Origin of the sequence: Companilactobacillus keshanensis (assembly GCF_003946205.1) — a bacterium.
Classification (GTDB): Bacteria; Bacillota; Bacilli; order Lactobacillales; family Lactobacillaceae; genus Companilactobacillus; species Companilactobacillus keshanensis.
Window position 1 is genome coordinate 24,245 of sequence record NZ_RHOS01000010.1, and the last position, 18,697, is coordinate 42,941.

At 35.9% G+C, this 18,697-nt stretch carries 16 protein-coding genes; 5 read left to right on the forward strand and 11 right to left on the reverse strand.

Annotated features, from left to right (window positions below; genetic code table 11):
- Positions 1–26: 26 nt before the first annotated feature.
- The 3 genes from EKM64_RS06815 to EKM64_RS06825 all read right to left on the reverse strand — a co-directional run bounded on the left by EKM64_RS06815 (position 27) and on the right by EKM64_RS06825 (position 4,597).
- The gene (locus EKM64_RS06815) at positions 27–2,384 is read right to left on the reverse strand and encodes a phosphoketolase family protein (RefSeq protein WP_125676937.1); all 2,358 of its coding nucleotides are present in this window, start codon (positions 2,382–2,384) and stop codon (positions 27–29) included.
- 102 nt (positions 2,385–2,486) lie between these two features.
- On the reverse strand, positions 2,487–3,215 hold the full coding sequence (locus EKM64_RS06820) for a GntR family transcriptional regulator (protein ID WP_125676939.1): 729 nt from the start codon (positions 3,213–3,215) through the stop codon (positions 2,487–2,489).
- A gap of 395 nt (positions 3,216–3,610) precedes the next feature.
- Positions 3,611–4,597, reverse strand: a complete 987-nt coding sequence (locus EKM64_RS06825) for a choloylglycine hydrolase family protein (RefSeq protein ID WP_125676940.1) — start codon at positions 4,595–4,597, stop codon at positions 3,611–3,613.
- 162 nt (positions 4,598–4,759) lie between these two features.
- On the opposite strand from EKM64_RS06825, the gene EKM64_RS06830 reads away from it, so the two are divergent.
- Together EKM64_RS06830 and EKM64_RS06835 are read left to right on the forward strand one after the other, a co-directional pair.
- Positions 4,760–5,704 carry a Dyp-type peroxidase gene (locus EKM64_RS06830; RefSeq protein WP_125676941.1) on the forward strand — a complete coding sequence of 315 codons (945 nt, stop codon included), beginning with the start codon at positions 4,760–4,762 and terminating at the stop codon, positions 5,702–5,704.
- Between the two features lie 534 nt (positions 5,705–6,238).
- The gene (locus EKM64_RS06835; RefSeq protein ID WP_125676942.1) at positions 6,239–7,522 is read left to right on the forward strand and encodes an O-acetylhomoserine aminocarboxypropyltransferase/cysteine synthase family protein; all 1,284 of its coding nucleotides are present in this window, start codon (positions 6,239–6,241) and stop codon (positions 7,520–7,522) included.
- Positions 7,523–7,645: 123 nt separating this feature from the next.
- On the opposite strand, the gene EKM64_RS06840 is transcribed toward EKM64_RS06835, so the two are convergent.
- The 3 genes from EKM64_RS06840 to EKM64_RS06850 are packed head-to-tail and all read right to left on the reverse strand — an operon-like array spanning position 7,646 to position 9,818.
- A complete protein-coding gene (locus EKM64_RS06840) occupies positions 7,646–9,082 on the reverse strand; it encodes a PH domain-containing protein (protein ID WP_125676943.1) in 1,437 nt (478 codons plus the stop codon).
- Positions 9,072–9,557: a PH domain-containing protein gene (locus EKM64_RS06845; protein ID WP_125676945.1), complete on the reverse strand. Its 486-nt coding sequence runs from the start codon at positions 9,555–9,557 to the stop codon at positions 9,072–9,074. Before EKM64_RS06845 ends, EKM64_RS06840 begins: the two co-directional genes overlap by 11 nt.
- A gap of 60 nt (positions 9,558–9,617) precedes the next feature.
- Positions 9,618–9,818, reverse strand: coding sequence for a hypothetical protein (locus EKM64_RS06850; protein ID WP_125676947.1), 201 nt, complete (start codon positions 9,816–9,818; stop codon positions 9,618–9,620).
- Between the two features lie 407 nt (positions 9,819–10,225).
- On the opposite strand from EKM64_RS06850, the gene EKM64_RS06855 reads away from it, so the two are divergent.
- Entirely contained in the window at positions 10,226–11,335 is a 1,110-nt protein-coding gene (locus EKM64_RS06855; RefSeq protein ID WP_125676949.1) for an SLC13 family permease, read from the forward strand.
- Positions 11,336–11,560: 225 nt separating this feature from the next.
- On the opposite strand, the gene EKM64_RS06860 is transcribed toward EKM64_RS06855, so the two are convergent.
- From EKM64_RS06860 to EKM64_RS06875, 4 genes are all read right to left on the reverse strand, one after another.
- Complete coding sequence (locus EKM64_RS06860) at positions 11,561–12,100, reverse strand: ClbS/DfsB family four-helix bundle protein (RefSeq protein ID WP_125676951.1); 540 nt, start codon at positions 12,098–12,100, stop codon at positions 11,561–11,563.
- 226 nt (positions 12,101–12,326) lie between these two features.
- The gene (gene sdaAA, locus EKM64_RS06865; RefSeq protein WP_125676953.1) at positions 12,327–13,193 is read right to left on the reverse strand and encodes an L-serine ammonia-lyase, iron-sulfur-dependent, subunit alpha; all 867 of its coding nucleotides are present in this window, start codon (positions 13,191–13,193) and stop codon (positions 12,327–12,329) included.
- Positions 13,194–13,204: 11 nt separating this feature from the next.
- On the reverse strand, positions 13,205–13,876 hold the full coding sequence (gene sdaAB, locus EKM64_RS06870; RefSeq protein WP_125676955.1) for an L-serine ammonia-lyase, iron-sulfur-dependent subunit beta: 672 nt from the start codon (positions 13,874–13,876) through the stop codon (positions 13,205–13,207).
- Positions 13,877–14,538: 662 nt separating this feature from the next.
- Positions 14,539–15,966, reverse strand: coding sequence for a C69 family dipeptidase (locus EKM64_RS06875; RefSeq protein ID WP_125676957.1), 1,428 nt, complete (start codon positions 15,964–15,966; stop codon positions 14,539–14,541).
- Between the two features lie 131 nt (positions 15,967–16,097).
- Between EKM64_RS06875 and EKM64_RS06880 the strand changes: the two genes are divergently transcribed.
- Positions 16,098–17,126 (forward strand): lipoate--protein ligase, encoded by a 1,029-nt coding sequence (locus EKM64_RS06880; RefSeq protein ID WP_125676959.1) that lies wholly within the window; start codon positions 16,098–16,100, stop codon positions 17,124–17,126.
- A gap of 87 nt (positions 17,127–17,213) precedes the next feature.
- Positions 17,214–17,780, forward strand: a complete 567-nt coding sequence (locus EKM64_RS06885; RefSeq protein ID WP_125676961.1) for an LOG family protein — start codon at positions 17,214–17,216, stop codon at positions 17,778–17,780.
- A 123-nt stretch (positions 17,781–17,903) separates the two neighbouring features.
- On the opposite strand, the gene EKM64_RS06890 is transcribed toward EKM64_RS06885, so the two are convergent.
- The gene (locus EKM64_RS06890) at positions 17,904–18,680 is read right to left on the reverse strand and encodes an ABC transporter permease (RefSeq protein WP_125676963.1); all 777 of its coding nucleotides are present in this window, start codon (positions 18,678–18,680) and stop codon (positions 17,904–17,906) included.
- Positions 18,681–18,697: the final 17 nt, after the last annotated feature.

Below are 18,697 nucleotides of genomic sequence, written 5' to 3' on the forward strand. Positions count from 1 at the left end.
CCAAATAGCTCTTTTTAATTTAATTATTATTTTACATCCCATTTCCAGTTTTCAACTTCTGGAAGATCTGTACCATATTCACGGATGTATTTATTATGTTTATCAATTTCTGCTTCCATTTCGTCAGCAAATTTATCAGTCTTATCACCATAAACGGCAGTAGCTGCTTCTTCTGCTAAGTGGAAACGATCCATTTCATTTACAACACGCATATCGAAAGGTGTAGTGATATCACCATTTTCACGGTAACCATGAACAAATAGATTATGATTATCACGATCAAAGAAGATATCTTTGATAATATCTTCAAAACCATGGAAAGCAAACAATACTGGCTTGTCGGCCGTAAAGATCTTATTAAATTCTTCATCAGATAATCCACGGGGATCAACTTCTGGTGATCTCAACTTCAATAGGTCAACAACGTTAACGAATCTTATTTTAAGATCTGGAATCTCTTTACGTAAGATGCTGATAGCAGCAAGCGATTCAAGGTTTGGTTCTGTTCCGGCGGCAGCAAAAACAATATCAGGACTTCCATTATCATTTGAAGCCCAGTCAATAACTTTAAGACCCTTATCGGCTAATTCTTGTCCCTCTTCAATTGAATAGAATTGTGGACGTGGTTGTTTTGAAGTAACCAATAGATTGATTTTCTCTTGGTCATCAAGAATCTTAGGCATTACTGGCAACAATGAATTTGTGTCAGCTGGGAAATATTCACGGATAAATGCAGGTTTCTTCTCAGCCAAATGTGTAATGATACCTGGATCTTGATGAGTATAACCATTGTGATCTTGTTGGAAAGCAGTTGATGTAGCAATTATGTTAAGTGATGGATACTTATTTCTCCATGACAATTCATCAGCTTTTCTCAACCACTTGAAGTGTTGTGTCAACATTGAATCGACAACTCTTAAGAATGCTTCGTAACTGGCAAAAATACCGTGACGACCTGTCAAAGCATATCCTTCTAAGAATCCTTCAGCTTGATGTTCTGAAAGTTGTGAATCAATAATACGACCAACTGGTGCTTCATATTGATCATTTGGTTCTTTAACTTCTTCCATCCATTGACGTGGCGAAGCTTCAAACATATGATTCAAGCGGTTTGACATTGTTTCATCAGGTCCAAATAATCTGAAGTTATCTTGATTATTCAAAATAACATCCTTGAGATATTTACCTAACTCAATCATATCTTGAGCAGTCTTTTCACCTGGTTTGTCGAACTTCAAAGCATAGTTCTTATAGTCTGGCAATTTAAGAGGTTTAGGATCTATACCACCATTAACGATAGGGTTCATGGCCATTCTCTTGTTACCCTTAGGTGCCATTTCGGCAATTTCAGACTTCAAACTACCATCTTCGTTAAATAATTCCTCAGGCTTGTATGATTTTAACCAATCCACTAAGGCATCAGCATGTTGCATATCATTTTGGTCTACAGGAATTGGAATTTGGTGAGATCTGAATGAACCCTCGATCGGTTCGCCATCCCACTCCTTAGGACCAGTCCAGCCCTTAGGTGCACGAAAGATGATCATTGGCCATCTTGGCATTGTAGCTTCTGAAGCCGGGTGTTTTCTAGCTTCTGTTTGAATATCTTTGATTCTTGAGATAGCAACATCTAAAGTTTTAGCCATCGCTGGATGCATTTCATCAGGGTCATCCCCTTCAACAAAGAGAGGTTCCCAGCCAAGGCCACTATAATACTCTCTCAAGTCTTCATCGTTTTTACGCGAAAGAATCGTTGGGTTAGAGATCTTGAATCCATTTAAGTTAACAATAGGCAAAACCGCACCATCATTTACAGGGTTAATGAACACATTTGAGAACCATGAACCGGCCAATGGACCAGTTTCCGATTCACCATCACCAATAACAACAGCAGCAATTTGATCAGGGTTATCTAAAATAGCACCAACACCATGTGATAGTGAGTAACCTAGTTCGCCACCTTCATGCATTGAACCTGGTGTTTCAGGAGCAGCATGAGAAGCAATTCCACCTGGGAAGGAGAATTGTTTAAAGAGTTTTTGCATACCCGATTCGTCTTGAGTGATCTTAGGATAAATTTCAGTATAGCTTCCATCAAGATATGAGTTTGAAACCATAACTTGACCACCATGACCTGGTCCTTCGATATAGAACATATTTACGCCGTATTCATTAATAACACGGTTTAGATGAGCATAGATGAAGTTTTGACCTGCAATAGTACCCCAATGTCCGATTGGGTGAACTTTAACATCTTCGGGTTTAAGAGAACGTTTTAATAATGGGTTATCTTTTAAATATAATTGACCAACAGAAACATAGTTTGCTGCACGCCAATATTTGTCGACTAAGTTTAAATATTCTTTTGATGAATAGTTTGTCATAACGGCACACTCCTTAGGTTTTACATGTATATAATAACCAGTATTATAATTAAAGTCAACCAGTTAACTAATTGGGCCGTCCCAATTTTTCAAAATAATTTACTAATGGTTATCTAGATCAACGAATGAATCATATTTGAAATATTTATAGTGCAGCTTCATGGTTGAAAACTCAAACGGCGTTCCATCATTTAGGAAAAAAATACCTTCCATGATCCCCAATGGCTCGTTAGATTTTAAATTCAATAACTTTTTTCCTTCTTCATCAGATGGGGCAGCTGAAATTGCTAAATATGTTTTATTAACTTCCTTGCCTAATTCAGATTCTACATAATTAAAAATCGAATCAGATGCAATTTCTTCAGTCAATTCGGGAGCTAATTTGATTGGAATATAACCTCTTTCGATCATAAATGGTTTGTCATCTAATAAGCGCAATCGCTTAAATGAATAAACGAATTCACTCGCCTGCAAGAATAAATTATCCTGCATATCTTTATCTGGTCTGATAACATCAAAATCTAAAACTTTGATTCCGGGCTTTTGCCCATTAGATTTGAAGCTATCCGTAATACCCAAATTACTGCCGCTATAATTAAAATATGAATCTTGTTTTAAGTACAATGGATTAACAAATGTTCCTGACCCACGCTTTTTAAAGATAATCCCTTGTTCCGACATATTGCTCAAAGCACGTTTGATCGAACTTCTACTGACATCATATTGTTCTGCCAATGAACGTTCGTCTGGTAAGCGCATATCGGGGTATACATTTGCATCTATCTTTTCTTTTAGTGAACTAATAACTCGCTGATAAACTAAGTCTGCCATAGTTTCTCCTTTTGGAACGCACCAATTTTATATAAGGTAGCTATCATTTATATTTATTATATCTCATTTTAGTTGCAGTTTACATACCACAAAAAAAGGCACCAAATATACAAGTATATTGATCCTTTCTCCAGTCTTGCTAGAGAAAGAACCATAAATCATATATCTGGAACCTATTATTATTTATTATCAAGGATACTAATATTCGATTACGGGTAATGGAACCAGTAGCGACAATGGTATTGGACGGTTATTTGCCGTCCTTACACCATGGACAATTCTGAGATTTGCGAAAGCAAAGTTCAAAATCGAGCCTTTAGACCTTGGCTGAAGGCGGCCTTGCAACAGGTGGAATTACTCGAAATAAGATGCGGCATAAAAGCATAAACTGTCGTCTAATTCAACTCTTTAAACTCTTGAGTCATATTAACAGGAAATTCCTTGGGAGTTTTTTGCGCATTGATCATTTCATCTGTCATAGAAACTTTAAAAGTATTTCTATTAGCGTACGGAATATAATACATAATTCTATTAGTCATATCATGAATAGATTGATATTGGGTATAGCTTGAACCATCTGGTTTAGTATTAGCCCCCTTTGGAACATCAACACTATCCAAGATATGCATAATTGTATTAACCGCTTCTTTCGCATCAACTGGCTTTTCGATAACTTCACGGTTAAAAGCAGTTCTAATAAAACGATCAACCGCCGTGTAGCCGCCTGGTAAACGAAAGGTTCCATTTTGTCCTAACGGCTCAACTTCCAAATCGCCAAATTTCTTGGCACCGAAATTATTAGGTTGTGCACCTAAATAGTTAGCTAAATTGGTTTCATGCCATGAATAGTCCGGCGTGTTAGTCATAACACCAGTCTTATCTTCTTGTAAAATCAAACCATCACCTTCTGGCTCTAAAACATAAGTTGCACCACTTAAATCACTAAAAATCCAGTGTAATGGTTGATTTTTACCCATCACACCACTGTCGGATTCAATAATATGAACATTTTTAATATTTTCTTTTAATTCAGCGATAGATTTATTATTACCTAAGGCCCATAACAGAAACTCTTCAGAAACCAAATTAATACTTCCGGGTGTGGGTTCAGTATCATATTTAGCCTTGTGTGCAAAGTATAATTCGGCTGCTGATAATCCATATTCATTGAATCCATCAGCTACCATATAGTTACTTCCATATTTGGCACCTGTTCCTAGAATCGCATAATCAGCCTGATAAGTTTTCTTATCAAACGATGAGATCCATTCATATTCTCGAGGTAAAAATGTTGGTACACCATTTAATTCAAAAGCAAAGTCCATCGTTCTTGATAAAAACTTAGCTCCATCTAAGGCTTCATAACTTATGCTTGTGCACATTGTATTGCTCCCTTTCGGATCAATTATTAATTTTTTCATTCAATGATTAATTATTATCCTAAATTAACAACAAAATCAACAATTTAAATTTACGAATTTTAAATCAAAAAGATATCGATCCATATGTTACTATTTGTTTAAATAAGCCTTGGAGGTAAACAGATGACTATTGATATTAAAAAAGCTCAAGACGTTTATAAGGACGCTGGAGAAAGTGTTATTTTTACAACTTTGATGTTAAAACATGAAGATCAAAGCGGCGAAAAAGATACCATTGCAGAATTTTCCGACATGTCCAACTCTATCATTAACAGTATGCGAGTTCGTGATCCTGAGGCCCAAGTACATGTGGCCTGGGGGTTTGGCTCAAACGCCTGGGATTACCTTTTCCCAGATGCACCAAAGCCTAAGGAATTAGCACCTTTCAAAGAAATCAAAGGTCCTAAATATACTGCCGTTTCTACACCCGGAGATCTATTTATTCATGTTCGCGCTTCTAAAATGTCAGTTTGTTACGAAATCATCGACCAATTCATGGGTATCTTAAGACCAATCACCACCGTTGAAGACGAAACACATGGTTTCAGATATTTTGAAGGCCGTGCCATCGTTGGTTTCATTGATGGAACTGAAAATCCCGCTGGTATTGAATCCATGGATTACACCTTGATAGATGAAAAACAGGATCCAGAATTTGTTAACGGATCTTATGCCTTTGCTCAAAAATACACTCACAATATGGAAGCCTGGAATGCTCTAAAAACTGAGGACCAAGAAAAATCAATTGGTCGCCACAAGTTCTCTGATCGTGAATTAGATGATGGTGAGAAATTACCAAATGCCCATAATATTGCCTCTAAAGACGAAAAAGACGGTGTAGAACATAAAATTGTTAGAATGAATGTGCCTTTTTCAGACCCTGCCAAAGATATCACTGGAACTTACTTTATTGGCTATTCCAAAGACTTCGCTATAACTAATAGAATGCTGACAAATATGTTTACTAAGAGCGATCGCCTATTGGATTTCAGTACACCAATAACCGGTAATTTATTCTTCATTCCTTCAAAAGAAACCTTAGATAAAATTACTGAAGGCGAATATTAATTTTTAAACTGAGCTTGACTTTTATAATTCGACGCCTATAATAATCACTAATTTAATTAAAGAAAATTTAATTCAGACGTTGATAAGAAGAGTAAATCACCGAGTAGCTTGCATAGTGACCGCTAGATAGTGAAAAGGCGGAACGAAAAATTGATTGAAGATGAGCTTGGAGTCTTACCTAGGTGAAAGCTGACGGTACGCAAGGATGCGATATCATCCCGAACTTACTATATTTATATATAATGAGTTGTTGAGGTAGAGTCTCTCTACGAATTGGGGTGGTACCACGACCACATCGTCCCCATGTTGACATTAGTCGGCATGGGGACTTTTTTTATACTTTTTTAATTTAACGGAGGTGATTTTGATGTCAAAAAGAAGTACAAATAAATTTTGCCATTATACATTTAGGAGTGATTTTCGAATGCCGCGGTTGCAAATTGGCGGCGTTGACAGAAGAATCATCCAACATAACTAACAAATTTAAAAAATAACAAATACTAATTAATTACAATTTTTGGAGGAATTACAATTATGAGTGAACAAGAATATAGCTTTGAGACATTACAAGTACATGCAGGACAAACTGTTGATGAAACTGGAGCACGTGCCGTTCCTATCTATCAAACAACTTCATACGTTTTCAAAGATCCACAACAAGCAGCTGATCGTTTTGCATTAAAAGATCCAGGTAACATTTACACTCGTTTAACTAATCCAACAACCGATGTCTTAGAAAAACGTGTTGCTAAACTAGAAGGCGGTACTTCCGGTGTTGCTTTGGCAACTGGTGCTGCTGCTATCGCTGCTGCTATTCAAAATATTGCGGGCACTGGTGACGAAATCGTATCAGCAAGTACCCTTTATGGTGGCACTTACAATTTATTCAACGTTACTTTTCCAAAGTTAGGTATCAAAACACACTTTGTTAACTCAGATGATCCAGAAAACTTTGAAAAGGAAATCAATGAACACACAAAAGCTCTTTATCTAGAAAGTATTGGTAACCCTGATATCAACTTATCTGACCTCCCTGCTATTGCAAAGATCGCCCATAAACACGGACTACTATTGATCGTTGATAATACCTTTGCTTCACCATATCTATATAAACCACTAGAATTAGGTGCTGATATCGTCGTTGAATCAGCTACTAAATTTATCGGTGGTCACGGTACTAGCATGGGCGGTGTCATTGCTGAAAACGGCAAATTTGATTATCGAAAATCTGATCGTTATCCAGAATTCGTCACACCAAATCCACAATATAGTGGTTTAGTTTTCGCTGATCTAAAGGGCGGAGCTTTTACAACTAAGGTTCGTTCTGAAGTTCTCCGTGATGTCGGTGGTGCTATCAGTCCCTTCAACTCATTTTTATTGATCCAAGGATTAGAAACATTGTCACTTAGGATCGAGCGCCACGTTTCAAACACTCGTAAAATTATCAAGTTCCTCCAAGATTCTCCTAAAGTCGCATGGATCAAGTATCCTGAACAAGAAGACAGTCCCTACTACGACTTAGCTAAAAGAGACTTCAAAAAGGGTGTCGGTTCAATCTTTACAATAGGTTTAACTGGCGGTGAAAAAGCTGGTAAGGAACTTATTTCTAACTTGAATATCTTCTCCCTACTAGCAAATGTCGGTGATGCTAAATCATTGATCATTCACCCAGCTTCAACAACTCATGCTCAATTGAATGAAAAAGAGCTATTAGCGACCGGTATAACACCAGATTTAATCAGAATTTCAATTGGTATTGAAAACGCTGATGACTTGATTGCTGACCTTAAACAAGGATTGGATAAGGTTAGTGACTAGACAGTTTATTGCGGGACAACTTACTGTCACCGCTTGATATTACGTTTAAAAACTCAAATACCCCTCAAATATACTAATTTGTATACTCGAGGGGTATTTTTCTATTTATTAATAACAACTTACCTAACTCTTATACCAACCAACAACCTCATCAATCCAATCAACAGATAAATACTTAACCATAATGACTCGTTCCCCAACACCGGAGCGGCAACTGATCCTTAAATGAGCAAAGAAATTTTTTTCTAACCAGATACTTTGTCGTCTTTCAACTATTTGAATACTGCTCTTAGGGACAAAATAGGTATTTTTGGTAAATAAATGATTATTTGTTAAATATAAATACTTATTATCTATAATGGAAAGATTTGATCTTCTAGCCTTCAAATATGCTGATGCCATAAAGAACACTAGAGATACTAAAGCAAAAATTATTACTAACCAAAAAATTTTATAAAATAACATCCCAAAAATAATATTCAAGATAACTGTAAATATAAGCGTATTGCGTAAATCATAATAGTAAGTTTTGGGTGAAGGTTCTTTAATTTTCACCTTATATGTCGAAATATCAGGAAAAAATCTATTTAGAAACTTATCTATCTGCGCGGATTCAATTACTGGCATAATAATGATATCTTTTTCAGTATCTTCTTTTTTAGAATTAGAAATAATTACCAGCTTAACTGTGGCAATTTTCAGAAGTCTACGCAATAACGTCTGCTTTATAACTATTGCCTGTACACGACCAGTCGAAATAGAAGTCTTTTTTGTTTTAAATAATCCATATTTCATCTGCAATTTATTGTCATACTTAACTAAGTTAAAATGGTAATACTTAGCAATCAATACCACTACTGAAACAATATAGAAAATCAACATTACGAGAAATAATCCCACTATGGTCAAAATAATTCCTAAATGCTGCATCTTATTCGCGGCTAATTCATAGAATTTCTTACTAATACCATTTTGAATTTTTCCATAAACTGCCAAAACAGCTAAAAGTCCTGATAAAAATGCTGGTGACGTTAACGAAAATTTGAGCAGCTCTCTCCAAGTGATCGAATACGATTCACCTGAAAAAGTTTCCCGTGAAACATTTTTAGGTTTATCTTCCGTATCAACTTCTGACCGATACCTATTTAGTTCGTCCTTTAATTTCACAGAAACGGCGGCCAAACTAACCTCTGGACCTTCAGAATGCCCCGCAGTTTCTATTTCCAGCTCCTCTAAACCAAATGGTTTTAGAAAGAACCATTGATTAGAAGTAATATTTTGAATTCGATCATACGGAACATGATTAACCTTCTTAACGAAAATTCCACTCCTGACTAAAATTTCATGGTCCAACAATTGATAATTGAAAGTAAAATATTTTAATAAGCAATGTGTGATAACGATCATTATCAAACCTATTATTGTCAGTAACATTATTATTACTGAACCATTCAATAAAGCAATTAACATAAAAAATAACGGTAAAATAATAGATTTAAGTTCTTTATATAGGTAAAACAAAATAGCTGCTGGATGAAGTCTGTGTGCCTTAGATATCATTTTTGGCCTCCTGAGCTAACTTCATCAGTAACTCTTTTAAAGCTTCGGCCTGGTCAGATTTGATACCCTCGATCTCACTTTTGCCAGCAGCAGTCACCACGATAACCTTTTGTAGGCTTTTGATCCGCAGAATTGGTCCTTGCTTCAAGGTGACATTTTGAATTCTTGCAATCGGAATAATAATTTGTTTTCTAAAGAAGAATCCTTTATGTAATTCAACTTGTCTTTCATCAATATAATATGTCCAAAAATTCCAACGATAAGGTATCAAAATAAGTTTTCCAGCCAATATAGCAATTGCTATAACACCCACTACGATTTGAACTATTTCGATAAAATTTTGCCCTTTTTCTGGGAGGAATATTGAAAGGATTACCAACGCCAATAAAATTATTAAATACAAAAAGCCATCTATAAGTACATTTATTCGCCAAATTGTTTTTATATCCTCAGGTAATTTCTCTACTTTGTCCATGAAACTCCCCTTATATAAAAGGCCACGTGCTTGTATATACAAATACGTGACCTTTTTAATTTATTCTGGATCAGGTAAATCGTCATCTTCTTTATTAAATCGCCAATTTGCTTTTATAAAACTAAACCCTGCAAAAAATGCAACCGCTACTGAAAACGCCAAAAAAATTCTTCCTAAGTAGAACATCGGATTAATTGTCATTTCAGTAATTGTTATGAGCATTGATACTAAAATTAAAAGCGCTATGCGTATTTTCATCATAAGCGTTTCCCCCACATTTAAATTAAGAGAATTATACCAAGATGAATTTAAAAACGCACTACTTTTATTGAGGAATCACCATATAAATTCCTAAAAAGAACATCATTGTCCCTGTCTATAGAAGAAGGTAATATAATGATTCTTTCTTAGCTTTGAATGATACTGTGGCAATGGCAATTCCAACAATAAACGTTAAGAGTATTAATAATAGATACATTTTATCTACCTCCTTGTTATTGCTATCTAGTATAACTAAGTTACAATGAATAAGGTTTTTAATAGGGAATATTTTCTTAAAATTTAAGATTTAAGCAGTAAAATATTAAAAAGTTACATATTTACCTTTTTCAAACAACAAATATTCTTTATACTAGTTAGAGGTATTTCTTTTATTAGGGGAAACGTTAATGTCAGTTTTGAAACGAGTATTTTCAGATAAGGTGCTGTGGATCGCCGGTACTGCGGCGATCCTTACCTCAATTTTCATCAGTCCACCGCGACTAATGGATATAAATTGGAAGACGATTGCGTCTTTGCTTTCAATGATGATAATCATTCAAATTTATGATTATCTAGATTTCTTGAAGTATTATGCGTCTTACTTAACTAACAAAGCTAAGACCACACAACAAATGATGCTAACTTTGGCATCACTGGCATTCTTCGGAGCTATGTTCTTAACAAATGATGTTACTATTTTGACATTAGTACCATTATTCTACGAACTATCTAAGCACATAAAGATAAATCCGATCTATCCAGTCATAATCATAGCTATGGCAGCCAACCTAGGAAGTATTTTCACTCCTTTTGGTAACACACATAACCTATTCTTATTGACTCACTATAATTTAGGGATCATGCAATTCTTCGTTATGTCGGCACCAATAACTATTGTCAACTTTCTAGCAATTTTTGGACTAACTCGTTTCTTTCCAAAGGATAAAATCGAGTTATCAGAATTGACTCCAGTTGAATTGAATATCCCTAGTTTGGCTCTTTCGGCCTTCGTTACAATAATTATTTTCCTAGGAATTTTCTCAGTTATCCCTATGTGGGGATCATTGATAGCAGCTTTATTGCTAGTAGTATTTATAAATCCAAATATTCTAAAATCGGTTGACTACTCCATCGTGTTGATTTTCATGTGCTTCTTCGTCGCGGTTGGAAATATTAACCGTGATCCGCAGATCGTAAGCCATTTGTCCGGATTCATTCAAACAAGAACGAGTGCTTATCTAACTTCGATCATTACCAGTCAATTTATCAGTAACGTTCCAACTACTATCTTAGTTTCCAAGTTTTCTACTTATGTTCATGCCATTTTCTTAGGTACAAATATTGGTGGCTTGGGAACTGTCGTTGCTTCATTGGCTAACTTATTAGCTTTCAAACAATACAAATTCTTCTTTAAAAAGAATCCTGGTAAGTATTTACTTGCATTCTCAATCATTAACTTTACAATGTTGATAATTATCGGAACTATCGGTTACTTTATGATCGACCTATTCCAATAAAATTTACGCCATCAAACCTTTGGGTTTGGTGGTTTTTTGGTTTTGCCACCAAAGGACGAGGGTAATTCCACTTTCACAATTGCTTCCATTACTCTCATCCTTTGGCTAGATTTCATTTTATATTTTGAAAACAAAAAATCCCCACAGTATTCAGATAAAAATCCGATTACCATGGAGATATTATTTTGTATACATATAAACAAAGAGATTTCGGAAACACAACAACTATGCTCTTTGTCTTAAATTATAATTTTTCCATTTTCTAACCTGACGGCTATAGTTAGTAAATGGTGAAATGGTATTGATCCTGATCCATTTAGCAACTGGCCACATTGCCTTTGTTGTAGCCCATTTTCTTTCCCCAGGTTTAAACAATTCGTCAGAAGACATATGATCTACCCAAGCGATCAATTCTGTAACGACCTTTTTGAGTTCTTCTTCTTCATTGTTCAAACCATCAGAACCGTATTTTAAATTAAAATCATGGTACAACTCACGCATTTGATCCCACTTATATCCAGGTGTTGGAGTTGTGATTTCTCCACCGCCTTCTTCCATCTTTTCCCAAGAAAGAATCATATTAATCCACCCGACTTGATAAGAGAGCATTTCTCGTGGTGTCTTCTCAACTTGTTCTATTCTGTCATCTGCAACACCATCTGTAATGCCCTGATATTCATCAATGAATTTATGATAACTCTCTTTTATTTGGTCAATTAATTCTTCTGAATTTTTATATCCCCGCATACCTTCGCTACCTTTCATTGATTTTGAGCCCTACTCGGGACTTCTCCAATATTCATTATAGACCTCAAAATGTCACAAGAGTTATAAAAGAACTTATGAAAAATTTCACGAAAGATTTTTGTAAAGTGCTTTTCTTCCTATATATGCTGGTATGACAAGCTTAAATGACAAATTGTCATGGCAATAAAAAAAGGAATATACCGATTTATATTTTTCGGCATATTCCTGGTTAAATTATCTATTATTAATCTCCAAAAATTTCTTTCTTCAATTTCAAAGCCGTTGGTGTAGTTGCTAACCCACCTTCAGCAGTTTCCTTAAAAATCGATGGCATCTGTTGTCCAACTCGATGCATTGCTTCAACGACTTCATCAACTGGGATAACATTCTTAATTCCTGCCAAAGCCATGTCAGCAGAAATCATTGCTTGAGATGATCCCAAAGCATTTCGTTTAACACAAGGAACTTCAACCAATCCAGCTACTGGATCACAGATCAAGCCCATCATATTTTGCAAAGTTATTGCAACTGCATATCCTGCTTGATCTGCAGTACCACCCTTAGCGCAAACTAAGGCTGCTGCAGCCATTGCACTAGCTGACCCTACTTCTGCCTGACAACCGCCTTCAGCGCCGGCAATTGATGAATTATTGGCAATAGCAAGACCAAATGCACCGGCGACGAACAAGAAATCTACTTGTTCATCTCTGGTCATCTTTAAACGATCACGCACTGCCATTAAAACACCGGCCAAAACTCCGGCGCTACCAGCAGTTGGCGTTGCACAGATCAAGCCCATTTTGGCATTAACTTCATTAACCGCAATGGCATTTCTAACAGCTTCAAGAATCGGTTTACCACTCAAGAAATCACCGTCATCTATATATGCATCCATTCTTTTGGCATCCCCGCCCGTCAAACCAGTAACCGATTTCACTCCTGCTATTCCTTGTTTAACAGAATGCTCCATAGCTTCAAGATTACGTTCCATCAAAGAACGGATCTTATCCTTACTACGTCCGGTATTTTCAGCCTCGACAGTGATCATTAAATCCGCGATCGAAGGATAGTCATGACTTTGTTCAATTAAATCCTTAACTGTATAAAACATAATATATCCTCCTATTCAAAGAACGTAACATTGTCCATATTTTTTAATGATTTCAACTTCTTCAAAATCTCTTCATGATCTTTACGATCATCAACTTCAATAATCATAATAGCTTTCTCGCCTTTTGACTCACGAGTAACAGTCATTGTACCGATATTTATATCACGACTAGAAAAAACATCTGTTACCTTGGCAATCATTCCCGCAACATCTTGGTGAATCGTTATATAAGTTGGTGTACCCATGCTTAGAGAAATTTTGAAACCATTGATCTCAGAAATTTGAATATTACCACCACCGATTGAAACACCTGTAACAGTCAGTTTACGATCTCCTTTGACCATTGTTATTTTGGTTGTATTAGGATGATCAACTTTATCGCTCTTAGGTACAAAGGCAACTTTTATTCCTTTGTCATAAGCTATTTTTAGGGAATCAGCCAATCGTTCATCATCTGGTTCCATGCCTAATAAGCCTCCGACGATTGCCACATCCGTTCCATGACCACGATAGGTCTTAGCAAACGATTCATAGAGGTCGATCGTTATTCTTTCAGGCTCTTCACCAAAAATACTGCGTACTACTTTACCAATTCTAGCCGCACCAGCTGTATGCGAACTGCTTGGTCCCACCATGACAGGACCTATAATGTCAAAAACACTATTAAAACGTAAATCTTTCATAATTTACTCCCTTATTTCATATTTCTGGCAAATCATTTCCCCATTTTAGATAAATTTATTAGACATATGTTCACTCAAAATAGCCTTTGAATTTACCGCTCCTTAGTCATATTACCGCTTGGTTGAGCCGAAAACAACAGAATGTGTGAAAAAAATCACAGATATTTATATCGACGTTTTAAGACTGTTTTTTCACTATTATTTGACAAAAAAAGAACGTATCTAATTAAAGATACATTCAATTTATTTATAATGCTTAAGTGTGTAACTAATATTCTAATGCTCAGAAGCTAAGCGCCTACCGACTTTCTTAAACGAGCTACTCGAGGCAACTCCCTGCGCTTACTACGAATAGCAATAATGGTTAAACCCACCATTCTCGCTATCCTAAGTAATGCTCAGAAGCTGATCGCCTACCTACCTTCTTAAACGAGCTACTCGAGGCAACTCCCTGCGCTTACTACGAATAGCAATAATGGTTAAACCCACCATTCTCGCTATCCTAAGTAATGCTCAGAAGCTGATCGCCTACCTACCTTCTTAAACGAGCTACTCGAGGCAACTCCCTGCGCTTACTACGAATAGCAATAATGGTTAAACCCACCATTCTCGCTATCCTTAAGTAATGCTCAGAAGCTGATCGCCTCGTTCCGCTCTCTGTTTTATAGCCATTGTCCGCTAACAAACTGTAACTTAGATAACTCTGTTCCTTTAGTTACAAGGCTTGCCATTAATTCTTTAGTCTTATCGTTGTAGTGCTTTACGATTTCTTTATTTTGCTTTGTTAAGTAACTTGTTAATTCGTCACCTGACATTGTAACGGCTTTTTTATCGACTTCGTCGATCTTTCTATGTGCCCACTCTGATAATTCTTTTCTATAGTCGATGTCATCTTGAATAAATTCTTTATAATGTGATTCAACTAACATTGCTAATGTTTCATATATCCAATAGGCACTCTTGAGATCCAATTTTTCTGGAACGTCTTTGTATGATGAATCAATATCAGTAACATTTCCAAAGACTGGCACATATGGGCAAAATGATGGAACACCTAATGAAACCCATTCAACGGCTGCGGCACCATTCTTATTTGAATCGCGCATTTGTAATACATGTGATTGAGCTGTACGTGCTAGAGAAATTGAACGATAGATATGCTTGTCCTTTTCACAGCCTGTACCTAGTGGATCGAATTTTGTTTCATTGTAATGTGATCCTAAAATAAATTGAATATCCTCTGGTGTGATCTTGAATTCTGCCTTACGAATAAATGGCATATCTGATGATTCAGGATCTTGTTCGATTGATGGATTAAAGTATTTTTGTGCATACCAAACTCTTGGTGTGTTGTAGTGACGGTCAAATTCTGTGTCTGTACCAAAAATACGACGGAAGTTGAAACCTTCAAAATCGGGGTTCAAGTTGTTGTCTTTAACAAACTCTTGAATTCCATCGGCCCACATATAATTAGCGGAGTCATTGAAATCAATATTCTGAATTGATGTTTGATTGCCTGTAACGGCGTAACAATCATCAGGGATACGTACGGCTACCCATTGATGTCCAGTTACGATTTCCATATACCAAACTTCATCTTTATCATTAAATTGAACTCCGTTACCTTCAGCTGAACCGTATTTCTTAACCAATTCACCTAAGTAACGAACGCCATCTCTTGCGGAATCAATAAATGGCAATACTAATGTTAATAGGGAATCTTCGGCTAAACCGTTTTTAATAAACGGATCTAGTGCCAATACATGTTCGTTAGCAAAAATACTTTCAGTTGCACTTTCACCAACATTTTTCTCGTTAAAACCATTCTCCTCATTAGGTCCTGCAGTTTGATCTAAGTTAGGCATAGAAATATATCTGTAGCCGTTTTCTGGCATTGGAACTGTTAACTTATTATAAGGTGAAACATAGGTTTCCTTACGACCTGAAACAGCAGGTTGAGCAATAAGTCTTTTGCCTTCAATTGCGGCATGTCTATCTTCATTTCTTGCAATCAAGGTAGAGCCATCCATACTTGCCTTTTTGCCAACTAAAATTGACGTGCATGCAGATGCTTCCAAACGATCAGTCATATCTTCTCTCCTCCAATTCAGTTTTCAAGTTAAGGGTAACAGAATCCATATCAAATTAAAACACGTTTTCTTTTAACTTGTTAAGGCTTACAATTGAAACGTGTCATAATTTTTAAAGGGAGTGTGATTAGATGTTCTTCATTGATACATCCAAAAATAAGAAACCTGTTTACAACGCTATTGTTAATCAATCATTAGATAACTATTTAGTAAATGACTTGAAACTAAAAGGTCACGGTTTAATTATGTATATCAACAATCCTTCAGTTATCGTTGGTGTGAACCAAAACGCCTATGCTGAAGTAAACTTTCCCTATTTAAAAGAGAAGAATATTCAATTGGTTAGACGTACTTCTGGTGGTGGTGCTGTCTATCATGATTATGGAAATATGATTTTTGAAAACATTATTATTGGTAACGACGATCACTTTGGTGATTACAATTTCTTTGCTCAACCTATTATTGATGCTTTACACGACATGGGTGCAACTGGTGCTGAAATGCGTGGTAGAAATGACATTGTTATCGATGGTAAAAAGTTCTCCGGAATGACTATGTTTAAAGTTGGCGATTCATATGCTGCTGGTGGTACATTGATGTTCGATCTTGATATGCAAACAGCCAGTGAAGTTCTAACACCTGAAAAAGATAAGCTTGAATCAAAGGGTGTTAAATCAGTTAATAGTCGTATCACTAATATCAAAGAATACTTAGATGAACCATTTAAGAGTATGGATGCTGATCATTTCAAACTTGAATTATTGAAACGTATTTTCAAGGCTGACTCGTTAGACGATATTGAAACTTACACTTTGACCGATCACGATTGGGAGATTATTGATTCTCGTCTAGCCGCAAAATATGATACTGATGAATGGAATTACGGTAAGAATCCAGGATTTACAAACTATGTTTCAAAACATTTTGATATCGGTACTGTTGCCTTCAACTTCTCATTAAATGACAACAATGAAATTTCAAATATTAAAATCTATGGTGACTTCATTACTGGTGGTAAACCTTCAGTTCTTGAAGATGCCTTGATCAATACTAAATTCGACAAAGATTCCTTGATTGCCAGCCTTAACAGTGTCGATATTGCTGCTAACTTAGGTAAAATTGATGCCGAACCTTTAGTAGATTTATTACTTTCTAAATAATTAATTGTGATTGCATATACATTTTCACTATTTTGACATCATATGCTAAAATACCTTCACAACAGTTTTCATAAAGGAGATCATAACGTGAAACGAATTGCAGTTTATTGTGGTGCAGCAAGTGGAAATGAAAAAATCTATCAAGACGCAACTTTAGAGTTAGCCGACTGGCTAGTTTCAAATAACTTAGAACTAATTTATGGCGGTGGCAGAGTTGGTTTGATGGGAATGTTAGCCACCGAAGTTCGTTCAGAAGGCGGTTATGTTCATGGAATTATCACTCAAGAATTATTTGACCGCGGAACTGCTTTTGAAGATTGTGAACTACAAATTGTCTCAGATATGTCAGTTAGAAAGAAAAGAATGTTAGATCTTTCTGATGGTTGCATCGCCCTCCCCGGCGGACCAGGAACATTGGAAGAAATCATCGAGGCCTTTTCTTGGGCACGTCTCGGTGATAACGAAAATCCCAGTGCATTCTTTAATGTAAATGGTTATTACGATCCATTAAAGAATATGTTTGATCAAATGACAAATAAAGGCTTTTTAAGTTCTGAAGATAGAGAAAAATTACTTTTCTCAGATTCATTAGATCAGATCCATAGTTTTATGGAAAGCTATGTTCCACCTAAGATAAGAACTTATACAAAGTAGTCAGTCATAGACCACTACTTGTTAAAATATTTTATTATTTTCAGTGTACAAAAATGGTTCTAAGTAGAATTTAAGATTTCTACTTAGAACCATTTTTAGGTTACTTTTGTTCCAACATTAAATCTAATTATTACGATCGTACGCCCAAACTGTTAATGGAGCAAATATCATAACGATTCCAAATCCAAATATAAGTACTAACAGTGCTTCATGCGTCAAACTACCTGTTGCCAAAATTTGTCTAATTGCAGTAATGACATAAGTTATAGGATTCATATATGCGATAACTTGCATTGTTTTTGAAAGAGTTTTGATGGGAATAAAGGCATTTGATAAAAAAGACAAGGACATCATAGTTATCAATGAAAAACTTTGGACAGTCGTTGCATTCTTTGCCAGCAATCCTAATAATGCAAAGATCCAAGATATAGCCCATCCAGTAAATATGGCAAGTAAACCACTTACGACGATCCATCCGAATCCAGCAACTGGACGCCATCCCATTAAATATCCAGTTGTTAAACACGTTACGGTGGCAATTACCAAGCGCAAAATATCAGCGAAAAGTTGCCCAGCCAAAGGTGCAATATGTGCCATCGGTAACGACTTAAATCTATCAAATACGCCTGAATCCAGATCTTCCCTTATTTGCGATCCGGAACCAGAAGCAGCGGAGAGCATTGTTTGAATCAATATCCCGGGAACTATTGTAGGTAAATAATTTTTGACATTGCCAGCAATTGCTCCTCCAAATAAATATCCAAACATTAGCATAAACATAATTGGTTGAATTATAACGTCCATAAATCTATCCGGATCATGAATTGTTTTTAGTAAATTACGATAAGCCATAGTTGTTGTATTCATTATTAAATTTCCACGATGTGTTTGTACATCCATAATTGATCATCTGCTTT

Excerpts from the sequence above, each read along its gene's own strand:
- EKM64_RS06835 (WP_125676942.1), top strand. The coding sequence starts at position 6,239 with ATGAGTGAACAAGAATATAGCTTTGAGACATTACAAGTACATGCAGGA.
- sdaAB (WP_125676955.1), bottom strand. The coding sequence starts at position 13,876 with ATGAAAGATTTACGTTTTAATAGTGTTTTTGACATTATAGGTCCTGTC.
- EKM64_RS06830 (WP_125676941.1), top strand. The coding sequence starts at position 4,760 with ATGACTATTGATATTAAAAAAGCTCAAGACGTTTATAAGGACGCTGGA.
- EKM64_RS06840 (WP_125676943.1), bottom strand. The coding sequence starts at position 9,082 with ATGATATCTAAGGCACACAGACTTCATCCAGCAGCTATTTTGTTTTAC.
- EKM64_RS06815 (WP_125676937.1), bottom strand. The coding sequence starts at position 2,384 with ATGACAAACTATTCATCAAAAGAATATTTAAACTTAGTCGACAAATAT.
- sdaAA (WP_125676953.1), bottom strand. The coding sequence starts at position 13,193 with ATGTTTTATACAGTTAAGGATTTAATTGAACAAAGTCATGACTATCCT.
- EKM64_RS06845 (WP_125676945.1), bottom strand. The coding sequence starts at position 9,557 with ATGGACAAAGTAGAGAAATTACCTGAGGATATAAAAACAATTTGGCGA.
- EKM64_RS06860 (WP_125676951.1), bottom strand. The coding sequence starts at position 12,100 with ATGAAAGGTAGCGAAGGTATGCGGGGATATAAAAATTCAGAAGAATTA.
- EKM64_RS06880 (WP_125676959.1), top strand. The coding sequence starts at position 16,098 with ATGTTCTTCATTGATACATCCAAAAATAAGAAACCTGTTTACAACGCT.
- EKM64_RS06825 (WP_125676940.1), bottom strand. The coding sequence starts at position 4,597 with ATGTGCACAAGCATAAGTTATGAAGCCTTAGATGGAGCTAAGTTTTTA.
- EKM64_RS06855 (WP_125676949.1), top strand. The coding sequence starts at position 10,226 with ATGTCAGTTTTGAAACGAGTATTTTCAGATAAGGTGCTGTGGATCGCC.
- EKM64_RS06875 (WP_125676957.1), bottom strand. The coding sequence starts at position 15,966 with ATGACTGATCGTTTGGAAGCATCTGCATGCACGTCAATTTTAGTTGGC.
- EKM64_RS06820 (WP_125676939.1), bottom strand. The coding sequence starts at position 3,215 with ATGGCAGACTTAGTTTATCAGCGAGTTATTAGTTCACTAAAAGAAAAG.
- EKM64_RS06890 (WP_125676963.1), bottom strand. The coding sequence starts at position 18,680 with ATGGATGTACAAACACATCGTGGAAATTTAATAATGAATACAACAACT.
- EKM64_RS06850 (WP_125676947.1), bottom strand. The coding sequence starts at position 9,818 with ATGATGAAAATACGCATAGCGCTTTTAATTTTAGTATCAATGCTCATA.